Consider the following 18,240-nt stretch of genomic DNA (forward strand, 5'->3'; position numbering starts at 1 on the left):
ATATATGGCGTTACCTTTACAAATTGACACAGTAAGGCCATATCTCAATGGCCAATGGCTTCAAGTCTTGGCGGCATTGGTGCCAGAACTTGATGCCGCTATTGCTCGAAAAGGCCGTCATGTGGCTTGTCCTGTTCATGGGGGTCGTGATGGCTTTAGGCTATTCAAAGATGCTGAATATACCGGAGGTGGCGTTTGTAACTCCTGCGGTATCTTTCATGATGGCTTTGAACTGTTGTCCTGGATTAATGGATGGAACTTTGCTCAGTCTGTTGAAGCAATCGGTCAAGTTCTAGGTATTCAACCCGGACAAGTACCAACTCGGGTAATACCGAGTAACGCTGTTGACTGGAAGACTAAAAAGCAGGAAGAGGACAAAGCGATTATCCATCGCTTGAATCAAACCTGGGGAGAAACGTTATCCCTTGCAGATACTCGTTCGCAACCTGTTTGGAACTACTTGCATCGTCGTGGCATTGTTACGCGGCTTCGTCCTGAATGGGATTCGGTGCTGAGGTTTCATCCAAACTTGCCTTACCATGATGAAGATGGTCTGTTTATCGATAGCTACCCAGCGCTGCTAGGTAAAATCGTTACTCGACAAGGGCGTTCGGCCACGTTTCATCGGATCTACCTAAGTGAAGATGGATTCAAAGCGCCGGTTGAAAAGCCTAAAAAGATGATGCCGATACCAAGTGACAGAACAATCACTGGTGGTGCCATTCCTATAGGTAAGCCTGGTGAAGTACTAGGCGTTTCTGAAGGTATAGAAACGGCCCTAGCGGTAAGCAGAGCAACGGGGCAAACATGTTGGTCGGTTGTGAATGCAACCCTACTGGCTAGGTTTGAACCACCAAGTAATGTGAAAATGCTGTACATCTGGGCAGACCACGATCTCTCTGAGAGCGGCCTGAATGCAGCGAATGAACTCAAGAAAAAAGCCTGGCAGAAAGGCATTCTGACGCAAGTGTTGATCCCCCCGATACCAACGTCACTTGGCGTGAAAAGTTGGGATTGGAATGATGTGCTGAATGTTTACGGTGCCATGGGCTTTCCGAAAGTTCATATCTGATCCAAGGGGCTTCGGCCCCTTTTTTTGCGCCTTGCATATTTGAAAAAACATGGAGAATGAAAAATAGATAACCAATAGGAGTAACAAACATGATGGTATTAACCCTGTTAACAAAGCAGACTGATGGTGAGTTTACGGTTTACTGGAAGACCGGCCTTCGAAGAGGTGGTGAGCTAAAGGTCGATTTAGGTGAGCAATACGACATGCTACCTGAGCAGCAAAAGCCAATTGCCGCTGAGCTCTATGCAATTCACCACCTACTGTCAGTGAAAGAGGTGATGGGCATTAACCGAAGCGGCAATGGGCTTCAAATCCGAGTCAGTAAAGGAGCCATCAAAAAGTTACAGAAACAACGCTCAACTCAGCATTCACTTTACAGCCTGACTAGGTTTTTGCTCACCCGTTACCAAGAAGCACAGATCTCGGTAGAAAAACGGGAAGATTGGCTCTCACATTCCTTCGAAGAATACAGCGTCGATAATGTTTCAGTGAGAGAAATCGATGAGGTCATCAACGTTCCGAACATTGGACCTGTCGTGGTGACTCGTCACGCGCTAGAAAGATTCGTGGAAAGGCTTTCAGACGGTGTACCTAAGCATCCTTGGAAGGCTTTGTGCACAAAGCTGCTATGCTCAGGGCTAACTAAAGCACAGTTACCAGGACGCGTCGCTATCCAAAAATCAAAAAAATATGCACAAGAGGCCGAGTTCTGGCAGCATGTTGGTAGCAATATGCACTTCGTTGTTGTGCCAAATGGTTTAATAAAAACGTTGGTTACTGTCTTCGTAGCTAAGTGAGAATATTTGGAACTAGCAGATAGAAAATGTTCTCTATATGCCAAAAACTTAAAAAGATCTATTTCATTCATTTTCGACCAAAATGTTGAGAGTGCTCCATTTCCAGATTATCTAAATCTTCAACTTCTTCCAAGCAGTCATCATCGTAGCTTAATAAAGTATAAATAAACCCATCCTTCAACAGAATTGAGCTGGCGTATAACTCGGTTAATAGAATTCCATTACGCTTAGGTACGACCCAATCTATAGGATCTACAACATCATATTCATTTGGATAAGCTTGGTAATTTACATCTACACAAGAAACTAATTGATCGGTAGATAGGATGGTCTTTTGAATATAAAAATCAAAATGCGCAGTAGGAACAAAACGCTTAAACTGCTTGTTTTGGTGGATTACCATTGCTACTGGCGCTTTCTCAAGCCATGCTAGTCTTCTAAATACAGCTTCCAAAGATGTGTTGCAGAAATCAGATATTTGCTTGATGTTATGCCAATTTACTTCGCCATCAGTCAAAGGCTTAACTAACCGCCTAGGCATTAATAATCCAGATGCAAAGCCATTCGCTTGGCGTTCGAGTGGATCTTTAAAGTAATCACCCATCTCAGAGTTGCCACACGCAAAATTCTGAGAAGAGCCTTGCATGATGTGCATGCAGACATGTCCTATTTCATGTGCCGCAGTGAAGTTTAGTCGTCGAGAATCAGGAATATTACTATTGATAATAATGCCTGCCCCATTTTCATTGCCTACAGCCTTACCTAAAAACTGATCAGATTCAAAAGCAAAGAATTCTATGCTAACAGGGAAGCTTTCGTCCGAAATAGCATTAATAAATTGATTTACATTTATAGGTAAATGATCAAAACCCAGATCTTCAAGTAAAGATTCGGCCTCCTTTGCTCCTTTTTGTTCTTCCATACCAACTCCTTACTTCTTGGTGAAGCGTTCCATCATTTCTCGTAATATACGCTGATCCTGTTCTGGCAGCTTATCAAGTTCTCCCCACTTTCGATAGAATTCAGTGGTTTTATCTCCTGAATCTTCCGGAGCATCTTCTCCGGTTATTTCATAGGGTTTTACACCTAGTGCCGAAGCGATCTTTCTTAGCACAACAATAGTTGGCATTCGGCCTTCGTCTTTTTCTATTTTGCTCAGTGCTGCTGCTGTTATCCCAGCCTCGCTAGCCAGCCTTGACTGTGTCCAACCAAGTAACTCTCGCATGTGTTTTATGTTTTTACTGATAAGTGCGGCTTGTTGAATTTTGTCAGCCATAAAATATCCCTCCGTTGATTTATATATTAACAGCTGTTGATCTGTTTCGCTATAAGATGTAGCATATTAACAGTTGTTGAAATCTAAACCAGAGTTAATGAGGTGTCTAATGGCAAAAAATGCCCCTGTTGGTGATGGCCGTCGCATAGGTGCGGTGAAAAGTCGCTCGCAAACTCAAACCCATAGTGGCCATTGGGTAAAACGAGACGCTGACACCGGCCAATTTATGGATGTTAAAACATCTGATAAGCGCCCGTTCAAAGGTGTAAGAAAGGAGAAGTAAATTGAATGGTTTTGCACATGCATTAACAGGCGCTACATCTGGATTAGCAATCGCGCTATTGGAAAAAGAAGCGATAAAAGATAAGCCCGAACTACTTTTGGCCGCCCCGGTGGCTGGTTCGTTGTTCGGGAAACTGCCAGACATTGTCGAGCCTGCATTTAAAAATCCAAATCACAGGCAGTTCTTTCATAGTCTGGCCTTTGTGGGTTTAGTTGGGTATGGCCTGAAGAAAGTATATGACTGGAAGCCGGAAGACCGAACTGAAAAAGCTATCCGTCTGTTAGCACTATGCGCTGCTGTGGGATATTTAAGCCACCTGATGCTAGATGCTACGACACCGAGAAGTCTGCCAGTTTTCGGCAAGCTTTAGAATGTTTCAACTGGAGATATCTAAGTATGTCTGTGCAAAACAAGTTCATAAAATTTCATGATAAGATAAAACTCGGCAGAGAGGATGAAGCCTATCGGGAAGCCAGAGCCAAGGATAATAGTATCTTGGACGAACTCAAAACCGAATTTAAAAACGCGGGTTATCCAATAATAGAAACATTTATTCAGGGTTCTTTAAGCATGTATACAGGCATAAAGCACCCTGAAGCTGACTTTGATATCGATAGAGCAGTGGTTATTGATGCAGACAGTGCTCCTGATGATCCAGTTGAAGTTAAAAAGCTTGTGCTAAAAGTTTTGGAAAAGCGCGGCTTTAAAAATGCAAAAATCAAAAAGCCTTGTGTCACTGCTGACTACATGAATTTAAACCTGCATATCGACATTGTCATATACCGGAAACGAGATGAGCGGTATGAACTGGCAGTGGGTAAATTAAACTCAAATGCAGAAAACCGCGTGTGGTCTCCTTCCGAGCCAAAAAAACTGATACAACATGTTAATGACAGCAGCCAGTACATTGGATCAGCAGACCTGAAAATCAGACAGGTTAAACGCTTGGTCAGATACGTAAAACGCTGGCGCGACGAAAAGTTCGGCCAAAATGTTGGCAAAAAAGTGTTTTCAATTGGACTTACACTAATGCTGAAAGACAAGTTTTGTCCATCTATCAGCGATGACGGCAAAGTCAGTGACTTGCAATCGCTGCGCGACACTGTTTCAGCAATTTTGAATGCCAATTATTTCCAGTGGGTTGAAGATGCTAAGTACAAAGTCAATGTGCGGTTACCGGTTCAACCATACAGAAATGTGTTTGAAAACAGTAGCATTGACACTGGAACACAGCTCTATAATAAGCTGAATGCGATGCTGACTAAACTTGATCAGGCATTGAACGAGGACTCTTTGCGTAAACAATGTGAAATTTTGCAGGGGCTTTTCGGTGGCGATTTTGAAGTGCCAGATAAGGAGCAAGACAGTAATGCCAAGAAAGTGGCATATAGCAGTGCTGGGGTAGTTGGAACGTCACAGGGAGCATAATTTGCTAAGCGAAATAAAACAGCACCTTATCAAGCAGGGCTTTAACTGCACAACCATTGAAGCAGGTGCAGGAGAGAGGATCGTAGTGGAAACAACGATCCTTAATCACTCCATACAATTGATGATGGTAGAAGATCCTCCTTACTATAGCCTACCCGGATTTTTCTTAATTAACCCTGATTTCTTAGGCAGGCTGGCTCATGTATCTGTTCATGAATATGCGGGGATTCAGATTGGCGCTGTTTGTGTTAATGCACCAGAGTCCCTATCAGTCAATTTCGAACAACCACTATTAGTTGTAGAGGAATCGCTTCGCAGACATATCTCATTGTTAGAGAAGTGCATAACGAATCCAGATTGGAACCATAGTGAATTGCTTCGTGAGTTCTACAGTGACTGGTTGCGAATCTGTGATCCAGATAGCTTTAAACCCTTGTTGGCAAATATCGCAAGACCAGTCCTACAAACGTTATCGGTATATAGCCCGGTAAATGGCAAACAATTTGGCATCGAAAGCCACTATATGGTTCACCCGGCTGATGATTCGCTTTCGGGTATCAGTGATATTCAGCTGTCTATACAGAAAGATAATCGACGCATAGCAGGAAAAGCGGTTGTGATTCCAATCGAGACACTTACTCCTGCACCTAAATATTCAGATGCTCTCGATGAATGGTATTTACATACAATATCTTCGCTACCGATAAAGGTTAGAACTGAATTACAACAAAAATACGGTCAATGGCGTGAAACTGCTTATTGGGTCGTATTTACCGCCAAGACTGTTAATGATGAACGTACTTGGTTCGCACTGAAACTTAGCGGTAAAGCCAAAAAAGCGCTACCACTATCAGATGAAAAGCTAAAAAACTGGAAATTAGAAGCTTTACCTATACGGCTCTTCAATCAAGAAAATACTGTGGAACGTGGTGGTGGTATTCTGACGTTAGCAGGCAAAAAGGTAGCTGTGATAGGTGTTGGTTCAGTAGGCAGTGAAATTGCGCATAAGTTGTCTGCTGCCGGTATTAGGCATTTAACATTAGTAGATCCTGACTTATATGAAATCAATAATCTATATCGCCATATTTTAGAACAGCATTGGGTGGGAGCACCTAAAACCGTAGCCTTAAGTGTAGCTCTTCAACGACAATTTCCCTGGTCTTGTGCACAATGGAAACTAGATAAACTGATGGAGTTTGCTCGAAGTAGCCGTATGAATGATTTTGACCTGATCGTTATTGCTATAGGCAATCCGACCCAGGAACGATTGTTTAAACAATACCTTTTGGATACCAACTCAAAAGTTGCAGTAATTAACAGTTGGTTGGAAGGTTATGGTGTCGGTGGCCATGCAACATTGGATATTTCCAATGCTAAGGGTTGCCTATTGTGCTCTTACGTTTGCCAGGAAACAGGTTGCAGAGGTCTGGTGTCGAATATGAATTTTATCGAACCTGACCAGGTAACCATGAAAAGCGTTGCTGGCTGTGGAGAACAATTTATTTCATATGGCGCAGCAAGTTCGGCTCAAACTGGTGTCATGGCAGCAAATTTGGCCATTCGGTATTTGGAAGGCAAACAAACTAAATCCTGCAAAGTCAGTTGGAAAGGTTTAGATGAAGATGCAATGGCAGAGGGCATCAGGCTGACTCATCGCTACTACAATTTCAGCAGTTCGCTTGAATACTTACCTTTAGTTGATGAGGACTGCGATGTCTGCACTCATTGAACAAGACACTGGCATCAAAGATACGAAAATTTACCTTTCAGAACAGCTAATTGCTCTTTGGTATTCATACAGACAGGTGTCGCGTGATAGAAGTGAAGCTTTTGGAGCACTAATTGGCTCTCAGTCCGCTGATGCTAACGAGTTTTGGCTGGAACACTGTACTACCCCACAGAAAGAAGATTCAGCTACCAGAGTTAACTTTAATATGCGTGCCCCTCACCACCAAAAATCAGTTGATTCTTATTATGAAAGTTCGCATGGCAAGCTAGGCTACTTGGGCACATGGCACACACATCCCGAACCAACACCTACTCCATCGAATATTGATATTACTGATTGGAAGAAATGCATAAAACGTAACCCTGACAGACAGTTAATCTTTGTGATTGTTGGTCAAAAAGATGTCTGTATCTTTCGGGAAATTAACGGGTCATTTAAACGGATTTTTAAGGAAAAAATTGATGACTGACGAGCGATTACATTTCCATCAAGCATGTTTTTATCCCATAGAGTCATTAGACAAGCTCAAAGAGTTTTTATCTGGTATTAAGACTTCTTTTGCGTGGGAGCATGTTGGATTACTTACCGACGAGCGTGTGAAAAATCAGATATATATACTGTCATCACAGGAGTTCCAAGCCAGTTTCCGGCTTAACCTATCTGATGAAGAGATTAAGAATGCTCTAACGTTAATAGGTTGTGGGGACAATATTGAAGTTCGTCACCTCCAGGGCCGAAACCTTACTCAAGATGAATATGGAACAATAGAGTCACTACTCGAGATATGGAACTCCTGTATTGGCCAATCTATAAACTTGTCGGTCAATGACGTTGCCGACTATATCTCCAGGAATATCGAACAGCGACTTAATAAAGGTCGTGGTAAAGAATTCACGCAGCCCACAATTAATCAAGTGATTCGTGATAGTCATGGTTACTGTATGTTTGAAGGCTGCGGTGATAGGTTGGATATTGATGATCTGACGGGGGAATCTGGTAACTATTCATATTTAGCTCACAATGTTGCGTCCTCCGAGAGTGGCCCAAGAGGTATACCTTATCTATCCGAAGAACTTTCTAATGAGCCAGCTAACATCCTGCTTCTGTGCGACAAACATCACCGATTAATAGATCGAGTTGCGCGTGCTGATTACCCTGCATCCAGACTTACTCACATGCGATCTGAATTTTCAATCAATGTTGAGAAATTACTCGAAGGACTGAGTTTCCTGCCTATACCTGTATTTTCAGTTCTTTGGCCGGTAGGTGGTCAGGTTGTTTCTCCCCCTGAATCAAGAGACATTGCAGGAAGCTTATCCAGGTTGAGAACTCGTATTAGAGGGTCATTGAATAATCTTAGTGACAATGAACGCCGATACAGAGCCAAACCTGAACGGTTTGCCAAAGAAATGGATGAAATTGTCACAGAGGAAGCAGAAACCATAATCAATCAAATAAAAAATTATGGATATCGAGCGGCGCTATTCGCATTTGGGCCAATGCCTGCTTTGGTAGGATTAGGAGCGAGTCTGGGGAATAAATCTGAAATAACCCCAATGCTCAGATATCGAGATGGAAACTGCTGGATTTGGCCTCAGGATTCTCGGTCTGAAAGACCTTACGAGGTAAACTGGAAGAACGAAATAGGACAATCATCAGAGGTGACGATCTCTATTGCATTAACTCAATTTCCTGGAGCAATGAAAGGCACTGCAACAGCTCTCGGTTACCCTGAGATAGAAATCATAGCCAAGCAAATGGGTAATGCCGCGATCCCACATCCGGAAAACGGGTTGGAATTAAAGAGCGAGCTTCACGCAATACTACAAAAACTTCATGACCAATTTGCTGTTAAGCGTGTTCACTTGCTGATCTGCGCGTCTAACGCTGCTTGCGTATTCGTTGGGCAAGCCTTCGATCTCTATCAGCCTGCACTTCTTGTATATGACTTCGATGGCGACGAAATGAGGGCTAAGCTGTCGATAACTCATGTAAAAGGAAAAGTTACTCTATCAATACCTTAACTTACGAAAACTCTGTTGTTTAGCAAGGGTATAATTTTGATAGACTGATGTTTAAAATCGAATGTTGGTACTCAGGTGATGCCTACATTCGATTTTTTGAGGTAAACGTCCGAAATTTGCTCCTCACAGAAAAATCATCATCAATTTCATCCATGATTCAAATTAAAGTAATTTAAAGGTTTTACCTATTTTTGTCGAACACACAGGATAGTCAGAAACACTCACAATTCCTTCATCTATCTGTTCAATCGCTCTAACGTGGATCTTTAGCATGTTAGCTCTATGAAATTTTCTGGAGCTGACAATGAGAACGCCTTTGTTACCTTGGTTTATCCTATGGGTGACCATCCCAATCATTATTTTCTTTCTATTCATCTTGCCCGCCCATGCTAGTGATGGGCAATTCTATCAGCGTGGTCAGGAAGGCTGGTTTTGGTATCAGGTCATTCCTGAGCCAGCGGAGGATGAAGAGCTTATAAAGCCGGAATCTGGTGCGGCAGAGTCGAGTCAGAGCGGGCTAACGCCTTTCAGTGCTGCCTGGTTTCGTGAGCACATGCAGTCGTTCATGGACAAGGCAATTGATGAGCCGACGAATGAGAATGTCAGGGCTTATCTGTATCTTCAGCGCGTCATGATGGATAAGGGTTCACAGTTTGCTGATGTTAGTCAGCAGGTGGTCATGGGCGATCCTGTTTTGGATGAAATCAGTCGTAGACCATTGGCGACTTATGCCGCCAATCGGATGGATCGAGAAGCTGGCGCTCAACGTGATGTAGCTTTAGGTGAAGTAGCAAAGCGAGCAGGCTTGTTCTTCTTTTATCGTTCGGATTGCCCTTACTGCCATGCTCAAGCACCAATTATTGAGTCCATGGCTTTGAACTACGGTTTCGAGGTGTTTGCTATTGCTGTCGATGGCTTGCCTTTACCTGGTGGAGAATTTCCAAACTACAAAGTCGATTCAGGACAAGCTCAATCCCTGTCCGTTACGACTGTTCCAGCTGTGTTCTTAGTAGACCCGCCTAATGTTATTACTCCAATTGGCCAAGGTGCAATGAGCCTTGATGAGCTCAATAATCGAATCATTCTCGCAGCCCATCAAGCCGGTTGGATTGACGATCAAACTTACTATGCCACCAGACCTGTTCAGCCCGGCGTGTCACTCGCGATGTCAGCCCAAGAGCTTAACGAGAAGATATTACAGGACCCTGAGTTCCTTGTTCGCTATCTGCGTGCACAAGGAGGGTTATAACAATGAAAAAAGTATTCCGAGTATCGCTAATCGCCTGTGCGATTGGTTTTTCATCTATGAGCCAAGCAAGCTTGCAACAGGAGATGAATCAGTTGTTTGGTTCAATGACCAACACCACTGCGCCTGGTGTATTCGAGAGTCAGCGGCGTGGCGTTATATCTGGTGGAAGCGTTGTTGTCCGTAACAGGATCATGAACGAGAACCTCGTCTCAATGGTGCCTCCGTCATTCCAAGCAGGTTGTGGCGGCATTGATATGTTCGCTGGAAGTTTGTCATTTGTTAATGCAGATCAGTTTGTTCAATTACTTCGCTCTGTAGCGGCAAATGCCAAGGGATACGCATTCCAATTAGCGCTCAGTGCTATGTGTGAGAAATGCTCTCAGCACATGGAGACACTGCAAAAGAAAATCCAGCAGTTGAACGAGTATTTTGGCAATTCCTGTCAAATGGCTCAGGGAGTCGTGAACGATACCCTGGCTGCTTTTGGTAAAAAGGGGCAAACAGAAGCCAGCATGTTGAGCTCACTTAAAGGGGCTGGAGACATTTTTACCAGTTGGAGTGAGTCCAATGGTAAGAACCCTTATGAGAACGCTTCAAGTGTCGCGGCATCTGATGTGAACAAAACAATTAAAGGTAACTTGGTCTGGCGAGCACTGAAACGTCACTCGGCATCAAGCTGGTTTGCATCGGGGGATGATCGTTTTCTTGAAGCGGTTATGTCGGTGACTGGTTCGATCATCGTTGGTGATTTGGCTAATGCGGCTGATGGTCAAGGTAAAGCCCCAAAACTGACCAGACTGAATGGCAATAAAGTGACTATTGAGCATCTAATTCATGGCGGTAACGTCGCTATGTACCGATGTGACACAGTGACACAAGACGGCTGTCTGAATCCGACAATCACTAACGTGACCCTAACCGGGTTATCAACCCAGGTAGAAAATTTACTTCTAGGTACAGGTTCTAGTAACGGCATTATTTTTAAGTTTGCTCGAAATACAGGGGCTGCTAGCACCACCGAAAAGGCTTTTATGACCTCGGCTCCCGCGAGCATTGGCGGCATGATTCGAACACTTTCTGCATTAAATGAAGGTGCCGCTAGGTCGTTTGCTTCACGGGCAGCACCATTTATTGCTGTTGAGATGGCCCGGGCATTGGTTGAAGACATGCTCAACGCAGCTAGAAGCACCTCTGGTGTGGAAGATCATGCCTATGCGAAGTTGTTAACCGAAGACCTTGAACGTGCACGTCGCCAAATCAATGAGGAGTACGCCGCGTTACAGCGAAGATACGGTTCAGAGCAAGAATTACTGGCACATTTTAATCAGGTGATTCAGACCATTCGCAAACAGCGTTATTACACCGTTAAATCTACGGCGCTGGGGGAATAGATAATGTGGGAAATCTATTCTATCGGGGATTCGGCTTTTTTAGAGCAGGTCCTGAATGCTGTCGCGATGATCACTGGTACAGGCGACTTTACTTCAATGGTTCGGATTGGCTTGCTCATTGGGGTATTGATGGTCTCTGTTCAGGCCTTAATGCAAGGTGGCCGTGGGATTAACTTTCAACACGTTTTAGTCTCATGGCTAGTCTTTGCAACCATGTTTGGACCCAGTACCCGAGTGAGCATTGAGGATGCGTACACGGGACAAGTTCGAGTGGTTGATAATGTGCCCATCGGTGTTGCTGCCGCAGGCAGTACGATTTCGACTGTTGGCTTTCAAATCACACGATTGTTTGAAACGGCGTTCTCAACTCCCGCCATGACGGAATACGGCTTTGCATCCAGTTTACAGTCACTGATTAAAGTGAGAAAACAGGTGATGGATCGCTCTGGTTTGGGTGATGCAAATCGTGTCGCCGGTTCGGACATCGAGCAATCGTGGTTTAACTACATCAAAGAGTGCACCTTGATTGGTATCGACATTGGCCAAAAGAACCTCGATCAGGTGCTGAGTGATCCTAACCCGATGACTGCGATTAGGTTTGATTCGCGCATTTATGGCACTCGAATCATGCTCAGTGGTAGCAGTAGCGATCTGGACTGCACCGATGCCTATAGCCAACTGAAACTCATGACAGAATCAACCTTCATTCCAAGGCTTAAACAGGTTCTGTCAGCCTCATTGGGGACTTCGTCAGCAACGGATACTGATGACGTTATCCGAAATGCACTGAATAACCTTGGTTTGGCTTCAGTAAACACCCAAGAGTACATGACCGCGTCGGTGCTTTTGCCTATTTATGAGCAAAGCGTGACGGGCAAGTATATGGATGATCAAGCTTTCACCGCAGCCGTCATGGTTAACCAAGCGATTGAGCAGCGCAATACACAATGGGCGGCGGAGCAGACCCTGTTCCAAAGTATCGTTCGTCCGATGATGACGTTTTTTGAGGGTTTCATTTACGCCATCACCCCATTGATGGCCTTTGTGATTGCCCTTGGCCAAATCGGGATGCGAATGGCCGGGAAGTACTTGTTAATCCTGCTTTGGATTCAACTTTGGATGCCTGTCATGGCCATCATTAACCTATATATCCATTTAACCGTTGCTGGGAAAATGTCGGCTCTTGATGCCTTTGCAGGTACAGAAGTGCCATCTTTTGCTGGGATGATGCAGATGGATTCAGTGCTGCAAACCTGGATAGCTACTGGCGGCATGTTGGCGTCGAGTGTTCCGGCGATTTCGCTCATGCTCGTGTATGGCTCAGCAATAACCGCTACCCACTTGGCTGGACGTCTTCAAAACGGTGATGCCATTGATGAAAAGATGGCAAGTCCAGATGTCGCGAAAAATGCCCCGGTGATGCAATCACAGTCAATGTTCCAAAATTCAGCCCTCACAGGTTCTGCTATGACCGGCGCGTCAAACCTACTAAGCAGTTTCTCTGTCGGAAATGCGGTGGGTTCAATGGTCGGTTCTGCAAAAGAATCCATGACTCAGGCAACTCAAGCCTTTAGCCGTCAAGTTGGCAATACCATGAGTCGAACTTTTGGTGAAAAGCTAAGTTACGACAACCTTTCTTCGGTTGGACGTCAGATCGGTTCTTCTAATTCCGCATCTAGCGCCGTTGTTAATCAGGTTACTGATGACCTGCAAACTCGGTATGGTTTTGGAGACGATAAAAAAGATGCTGTACGTGGCTTGGTATCGGGCGTGTTATCGGGAGGCCTTAGGGTCGGTGGAGATGGAACCATTACAAATACCGGTGATAAAGAAGTAGCAGATAAAGGGTTCTTGGGAAGATTACTTGGTACAGGGGGGAATGACTCCCCACAAGGCAACCTACCAGGAATGGATAAGCCAGATTCATCTCGTGTACCAAAACTATCAAGGGTACGAGCTGGGTTGGATCTAGGTGGTAACTTTAGTGGCCAAGTTGAGTCGTCAGAAGGCAGTTCTCGGTCTACGACCGCAAATACGCTCACTGGGGAGATGCAAAGCTTGGCATCGAGTGATTCACGACGTGCTGAGTTTCGCGATGCCATGGTTAAGGACCTTTCAGATTCAAGACGTTCTGGCGTTGAAATGTCGTTGTCTAACCAAGACTATCAGTCACTTCAGAGTTCAGCACAAGACGTTATCACGGCATCAAACCGCTTTAGTGAGCTTGATCAGGCCAGCTACAGTCTATCAGGACAAAGGAACACGGATGGTGCAACGTTAACTCGATTAGCAGCGGATAATCCTGATGTCATGGATTATTTAGGTCGCTATATGAACCAGCATGTTGAAGCAGGTAACCGATTACGTGAAAACCTTCCAATGTATCAGCGCTTGCTACCTGATGATAATCAGGCGTATGTGGCCGCAGCTATGGAGTCTTTAACCTATAGCAACTCATCGACGCCCGCTGAACGCGACAATGATTATCAAGCAGCAATGACTGTTATGGCCATGGCTACCGGAGCCGATTTACGATCAATTCAACCGCGCTCTAATGAAGGCTTGTCATCAGCTGCACCTACTTTTGGTGGCACTCAAAGCCAAGTGGAATCGGGTGTATTGGGCGGCTACGAGGATGCTGCAACTGTTCAAACTCAGTTCAACGCAGCTCAATCAGCTTACCAAACTAATTTGTCTGGTGTTGATGGACAACTAAATGCGCATCAACAACAAGCCCAACAGGCCGTAGTTTCTGACACAAGTACCTATCAATCTGGACTAAACAGTGAAGCTGGGTCTCAGTGGCGAGCACGCATTATGGCTGATGATAGCGGAGTTTCTGGTGCTGAAATGTTCTTCAACAGCGCCAGTGCTATTGGTGATTTCAGTGGCAAGCATACTGATGCAGCACTGCATACCTTGAATCACTTTGGCGAAGACTATGAGAGTTACAAAGAACAAGCGCTTGAAGATCCTGGCTCACGAGGTTTCTTGCACAATGCAACGGTGGCCAGTAAATCAACCTGGGATGGCTTAAAAGCAGCCGTTGACGCCGGAACCTCTTTGGAAAATCCATTGACGGCGTTTAATGATGCATTCAGTGGATCGAGTTCGCAGTATGCCTCCGAAGTAAACTGGGGTACTAAGTCTGAAGCCATGTTGGCTGGGGCATTCGGTGCGGCAGTTAACAATCGATATGGTGAGTTCTTAGAACAGTATGCCGATGATTTTAAACAGGAAGCATACAGCGAAGGGCAGAGAATGGGATTGACCCCGATTCAAAGTCAAGTGTTCGCTCAAGCTTTCAATGAAGGTTTGGCGGGGCGCGTTTTCAACTCTGAAGATTCATCGAGTTGGTCGCCTGAAATGCTTGGTCTAAGGGAGCAAATGCTAAATGAGTATCGTCAAAAAGATGAGAGCGGTGCTTACATCCCCGACAGTGTGTCCGAAGAAGATAAAGCATTTGTGGATAAGCAGATTGCAGTGATCTCAAATGCATCCCTTGCGGGAGATTATGCTCAGAACAACTTGATCGATATTAGGGCCTATAACCAGGCTTCAGGAAGGAACTAAAAACAGAAGGTAGCCAGCTTGTGATGGGCTGGCTATTTTTTTGGCCTTTTGGGGAGGATAGATGAGCGACCGTCTGCAAATTCGTTTACCCAGTACCAATATTTTTTTTCGCTCAGGCTTAGTTCTCGCCCGGTATCTTTCAGTTGTCTTTGAAATAAATGGATTAGTCCGCTTAAGCCTAAGAAAGCTAAACCGACACATAAAATTGCCCAACTCGCTTGCCAATATGCGATTGCTAAAAACATAGTGGTGATGGTTATAAGGCCGATAGGACTAGCAGTTGCTTTGAATCCCAAGTAGCTGAAAAAAACGACGGTGCAGAACAGAAATGGCAAAGCCGCTAACTTGGCAGATGCCGTTAATATTTCTGATGGAAAGAAATGAGCCGCAGCCAAAGTCGCCAGAAAAAGCCCCAGTGATATAAACCAGCAGCGTGCTGGTAAAGATTTAAGTAAGTTTGTCATCTTCTTCGTACTCTCAAAGTGCACGGGCGGTGCACAATCAAATCATGCATCAGCATGTTAGTTCTCAAAAAGTGCTCTAGTGGTTTGCTCGGCCATAATCTCACACACAGGGCATTTAAGCTGAATGCGCTGTTGTGATACCGTCAAATACAGACTGCCGCATCGACACCGGTGTAAGGATGCAAGCTGTGATCTTAAATCACGAGCTAGAACCCAACCTTCATTGATGGTCAGTTTTTTCCAGGGGATCTCAGCTGGAAGATCTGCTTCTTCTCTTGCAACCAAATACGCATCGTAAGCCTTCATCAAAGCATCGATATTTAATTGCTTGTAGACATTATCACCACCAATATTGACATAAAGCGCCATCAGCAGAGAGCCTTCAACTAATGCTCTTCTGCTTTTAACGATGGCATCAGATTCTGGCAATTGACCAGGACAAGGTGACTTGCCAGTCACTTCTTTGTGAAGCCTTCTGATAATGTGGATTGGCAAACCTGTATCGAGCGCGATAATGGTTGTTCGAAATCCGTATTTAATAAGCAGCGAGGCTCGGGTAAACAGCTCACTTTTGGACAGGTTATCAATCATGCATCCCCCTTGTTGTTTAAGGTTGATAATAAATAAGCGATTCTTGGGATACCTGTGCCTTTGCTCTTCACCATCTCAATCAGTTGGCTTTGGTTACCCCTTGGTTGAAACAGCATGAATGATGAGGTCGCCACTCGTTGCAGGTCGTCAACACCAGCATTAATCAGAGCATCAACCACATCGCGTGTAAGTCCAAAGCGCAAGACCGCCTCTTGCGGATCAATTCGCGCTAATTCTCGTGCTGCGTGTAGGTACGCCAAATTTAATTGATAGAAGTCTTGTTGATTGGTTGTCATTGACGGACCTCCAGTTCATGTAAAATATTGCGATAGATAGAAAGTACTCTTTGCCCATACCAGCGTGCACGCTCTTCGTTCCAACTGTGATAGCGGCCTATGCCAAGCTCTAAATCGTTTGGTGAAGACTTGATTGCTTCGGCCAAAATACTTGAGCCGACGGTAAGGTTGGTGATGGGGTCTAGCAGTTCCGTCGCTGAGCTCACCCGATGCCCATGCCAATGCAAATTGATTTGCATTAGCCCAATATCGAGCTGGTATTTTTCACTCTCTTGAAGTGCCTGGTTTAACAGTTGCTCAGCTTCTGTCATAGATTTCGCGTAGGTTGCATTTGAACCATTGCGAATTGCGTATGGCCATGGACTGGTCATGTTAAGACCACGATGTGAGGCCGACTCAGCTAAGGCAACGGCGTAGAGCATGACTGGATCAATACCAACGCTTTGTGCTGCTTTTTCCCACTGATAGCCCGGAAACGCATAGACTGAAGTGCTTGCAGACATGGCTATCACTAGGGCAATGGTTTTTGCTTTAATCGTTTTCATTTTTGTCCTCTAATTGATTTCCGAGAAGCGCCTGAATGGCTTTCGGACTTATTCTTTTCAAAGGCACTGCGCTAAAGTCAGCGATGCCTCTTGTATAAACTTGTGCTGCTTTTGACCAGTCGCCCACGGCAACCGGCGCTTGCATATCAAATCCTTTTTGCTGGTTCTGATGGTCTGCAATACCCTGTAATAGCCTTGGGTATTCACCCACTTCGTCCCGCAGTAAGTAAGCCTGGTAGCGTGTTAAAAACTCTTTTTGCTTAAAGGGGTATTCCCTGTCGTCAACCTTGCAGAGTTCAACCCATCCCCCCATGTCTGAAATCACGCGGTGGATAAGTGCATCGTCAAACATCACGGATGTCCAAGCGCCAACCTGACGAACAGCCTTGTCAACTTTGTTCCAAGCAACCATGGCTCTTGAACCCGAGTTGCCATCGATATGCTTGATGACGTCAGCGGGCTTTGGAAAAAATTGCCCAGTATCCGGTGATTGAATATGCCGAGTCAGACCGATTCGCACTTCTTCAATGCTATAAGCACGAAGGGCTTCAAATGCGATGGATAGCAATTGCGGTGATACGCTTTTGCCATACATGGCCCAAGCTGCTCCCCAAACTTCAGCAAACTCGCGTTTATCAACCTCCTGCACTTGAACGAACCTCCCGAATACCTGGTCCGGCCCAGCTTTCAGCGATGCGACGATTGCTTTCTTCAATATTCAATTGGTGATTGCTGCCCTTTAGGCTCGTCGATGATTGCTGTACTTCATCAATGCGAACGTACTCGTCTTCCCATTGCCGGTTTAAAAGCCAGTTATGTGGCATAGGGGTCTTAGTCCGATCTTGATACTGCAATCGGTTGTCTCGTTGCTCTTTCCAGCGTGTTAGCACTTCCAAGGCGAGTTCATGGTCTTCATTGAGGCCCATGCGTAGCCATTCTTCTTTGGCTTTCGCTTTTTTTTCTTTGCGTATTTGTACATCCCAGAAGTCTTCAAACTGTATGTGGTCAACAGTTTTAACTGTTGGTTTATTGCTTCTCTCAGAGTCATCCGACCGTTGAGAGTCCCTTACCGGGTTGCCATCAGGCATAAACAATGATGAAAATTCTTCTGGTAGCCGAGCTTGAAAAGCGGCAAGAGATTTCAAAAGCGATGCCATACCAACGAAGTCGGCAGGTACATCTTTAAGCAACCGAAAGGCTGCCTTACCTTGGTTTGGGTTTTCGATTGGGTTGTGCTTCAGAAAGCTTCGAATCAAAGTCCAACCGGATTCCTCGCAACGAATGAGGAACTGATCTTGTTCTAACTCACTTAACGCCTTGGCAACCTGTTGCTCATCCCAGTTCAAGTCAGAAGCAACGTAACCAATCGGCAGTCGAAAGCAGCCAAGCAAATTACAATGTGGGCATGTAAGCAAATACAGTCCTAGCAACTTCGCAGAGTCACTCCAGGACAAAACGTTTTGCTTTAGCCAAAAGCGGGTATAGACCTTGCCATAATCACGCATGGAGGAACTCGCTTTTG

General features: G+C 44.9%; 19 protein-coding genes. 11 read left to right on the forward strand and 8 right to left on the reverse strand.

From position 1 onward, the window contains the following. Window positions 1-4: 4 nt before the first annotated feature. A complete protein-coding gene (locus QQL60_RS01940) occupies window positions 5-1,072 on the forward strand; it encodes a DUF7146 domain-containing protein (RefSeq protein ID WP_284722242.1) in 1,068 nt (355 codons plus the stop codon). Between the two features lie 89 nt (window positions 1,073-1,161). After that, window positions 1,162-1,869, forward strand: coding sequence for a hypothetical protein (locus QQL60_RS01945; protein ID WP_119908943.1), 708 nt, complete (start codon window positions 1,162-1,164; stop codon window positions 1,867-1,869). A gap of 67 nt (window positions 1,870-1,936) precedes the next feature. Here QQL60_RS01945 and QQL60_RS01950 read toward each other — a convergent pair whose 3' ends face one another. Together QQL60_RS01950 and QQL60_RS01955 are read right to left on the reverse strand one after the other, a co-directional pair. Further along, a complete protein-coding gene (locus QQL60_RS01950; protein ID WP_284722243.1) occupies window positions 1,937-2,791 on the reverse strand; it encodes an ImmA/IrrE family metallo-endopeptidase in 855 nt (284 codons plus the stop codon). 9 nt (window positions 2,792-2,800) lie between these two features. Beyond that, window positions 2,801-3,145, reverse strand: coding sequence for a helix-turn-helix domain-containing protein (locus tag QQL60_RS01955; protein ID WP_119908941.1), 345 nt, complete (start codon window positions 3,143-3,145; stop codon window positions 2,801-2,803). 109 nt (window positions 3,146-3,254) lie between these two features. Here QQL60_RS01955 and QQL60_RS01960 point away from each other — a divergent pair, with 109 nt between their 5' ends. The 9 genes from QQL60_RS01960 (at window position 3,255) to QQL60_RS02000 (ending at window position 14,822) form a co-directional block, all read left to right on the forward strand. Further along, window positions 3,255-3,428 (forward strand): hypothetical protein, encoded by a 174-nt coding sequence (locus QQL60_RS01960; RefSeq protein WP_193239125.1) that lies wholly within the window; start codon window positions 3,255-3,257, stop codon window positions 3,426-3,428. Window position 3,429: 1 nt separating this feature from the next. Next, window positions 3,430-3,798, forward strand: a complete 369-nt coding sequence (locus QQL60_RS01965; protein WP_119908940.1) for a metal-dependent hydrolase — start codon at window positions 3,430-3,432, stop codon at window positions 3,796-3,798. 26 nt (window positions 3,799-3,824) lie between these two features. Further along, window positions 3,825-4,856 (forward strand): nucleotidyltransferase domain-containing protein, encoded by a 1,032-nt coding sequence (locus QQL60_RS01970; RefSeq protein ID WP_284722244.1) that lies wholly within the window; start codon window positions 3,825-3,827, stop codon window positions 4,854-4,856. 1 nt (window position 4,857) lies between these two features. Continuing rightward, window positions 4,858-6,585 carry a ThiF family adenylyltransferase gene (locus tag QQL60_RS01975; protein ID WP_284722245.1) on the forward strand — a complete coding sequence of 576 codons (1,728 nt, stop codon included), beginning with the start codon at window positions 4,858-4,860 and terminating at the stop codon, window positions 6,583-6,585. Continuing rightward, a complete protein-coding gene (locus QQL60_RS01980; RefSeq protein WP_050503333.1) occupies window positions 6,569-7,054 on the forward strand; it encodes a Mov34/MPN/PAD-1 family protein in 486 nt (161 codons plus the stop codon). Before QQL60_RS01975 ends, QQL60_RS01980 begins: the two co-directional genes overlap by 17 nt. Beyond that, entirely contained in the window at window positions 7,047-8,609 is a 1,563-nt protein-coding gene (locus QQL60_RS01985) for an SAVED domain-containing protein (RefSeq protein WP_284722246.1), read from the forward strand. Before QQL60_RS01980 ends, QQL60_RS01985 begins: the two co-directional genes overlap by 8 nt. A 304-nt stretch (window positions 8,610-8,913) precedes the next feature. Then, window positions 8,914-9,858 (forward strand): thioredoxin family protein, encoded by a 945-nt coding sequence (locus QQL60_RS01990; RefSeq protein WP_284722247.1) that lies wholly within the window; start codon window positions 8,914-8,916, stop codon window positions 9,856-9,858. A 2-nt stretch (window positions 9,859-9,860) separates the two neighbouring features. Beyond that, on the forward strand, window positions 9,861-11,249 hold the full coding sequence (locus QQL60_RS01995; RefSeq protein WP_025610843.1) for a conjugal transfer protein TraH: 1,389 nt from the start codon (window positions 9,861-9,863) through the stop codon (window positions 11,247-11,249). Window positions 11,250-11,252: 3 nt separating this feature from the next. Continuing rightward, on the forward strand, window positions 11,253-14,822 hold the full coding sequence (locus QQL60_RS02000; protein ID WP_284722248.1) for a conjugal transfer protein TraG N-terminal domain-containing protein: 3,570 nt from the start codon (window positions 11,253-11,255) through the stop codon (window positions 14,820-14,822). 32 nt (window positions 14,823-14,854) lie between these two features. Here the strand turns inward: QQL60_RS02000 and eexR are convergent, their stop codons facing one another. From eexR to QQL60_RS02030, 6 genes are read right to left on the reverse strand one after another with little or no spacing between them, the layout of a single operon-like run. Continuing rightward, window positions 14,855-15,286 carry an entry exclusion protein EexR gene (gene eexR / locus QQL60_RS02005; RefSeq protein ID WP_108945891.1) on the reverse strand — a complete coding sequence of 144 codons (432 nt, stop codon included), beginning with the start codon at window positions 15,284-15,286 and terminating at the stop codon, window positions 14,855-14,857. A 57-nt stretch (window positions 15,287-15,343) separates the two neighbouring features. Further along, window positions 15,344-15,877 carry a FlhC family transcriptional regulator gene (locus QQL60_RS02010; protein ID WP_000566753.1) on the reverse strand — a complete coding sequence of 178 codons (534 nt, stop codon included), beginning with the start codon at window positions 15,875-15,877 and terminating at the stop codon, window positions 15,344-15,346. Next, window positions 15,874-16,173 (reverse strand): flagellar transcriptional regulator FlhD, encoded by a 300-nt coding sequence (locus QQL60_RS02015; protein ID WP_000210563.1) that lies wholly within the window; start codon window positions 16,171-16,173, stop codon window positions 15,874-15,876. The genes QQL60_RS02010 and QQL60_RS02015 overlap by 4 nt, the downstream gene beginning before the upstream one ends. Beyond that, window positions 16,170-16,718: a lytic transglycosylase domain-containing protein gene (locus QQL60_RS02020; protein ID WP_284722249.1), complete on the reverse strand. Its 549-nt coding sequence runs from the start codon at window positions 16,716-16,718 to the stop codon at window positions 16,170-16,172. Before QQL60_RS02020 ends, QQL60_RS02015 begins: the two co-directional genes overlap by 4 nt. Next, a complete protein-coding gene (locus tag QQL60_RS02025) occupies window positions 16,705-17,367 on the reverse strand; it encodes a DUF6475 domain-containing protein (RefSeq protein ID WP_007105460.1) in 663 nt (220 codons plus the stop codon). Before QQL60_RS02025 ends, QQL60_RS02020 begins: the two co-directional genes overlap by 14 nt. Continuing rightward, a complete protein-coding gene (locus tag QQL60_RS02030; protein WP_031500537.1) occupies window positions 17,354-18,223 on the reverse strand; it encodes a hypothetical protein in 870 nt (289 codons plus the stop codon). Before QQL60_RS02030 ends, QQL60_RS02025 begins: the two co-directional genes overlap by 14 nt. Window positions 18,224-18,240 lie beyond the last annotated feature (17 nt).

This window comes from Methylophaga thalassica (assembly GCF_030159795.1).
Taxonomy (GTDB): Bacteria; Pseudomonadota; Gammaproteobacteria; order Nitrosococcales; family Methylophagaceae; genus Methylophaga; species Methylophaga thalassica.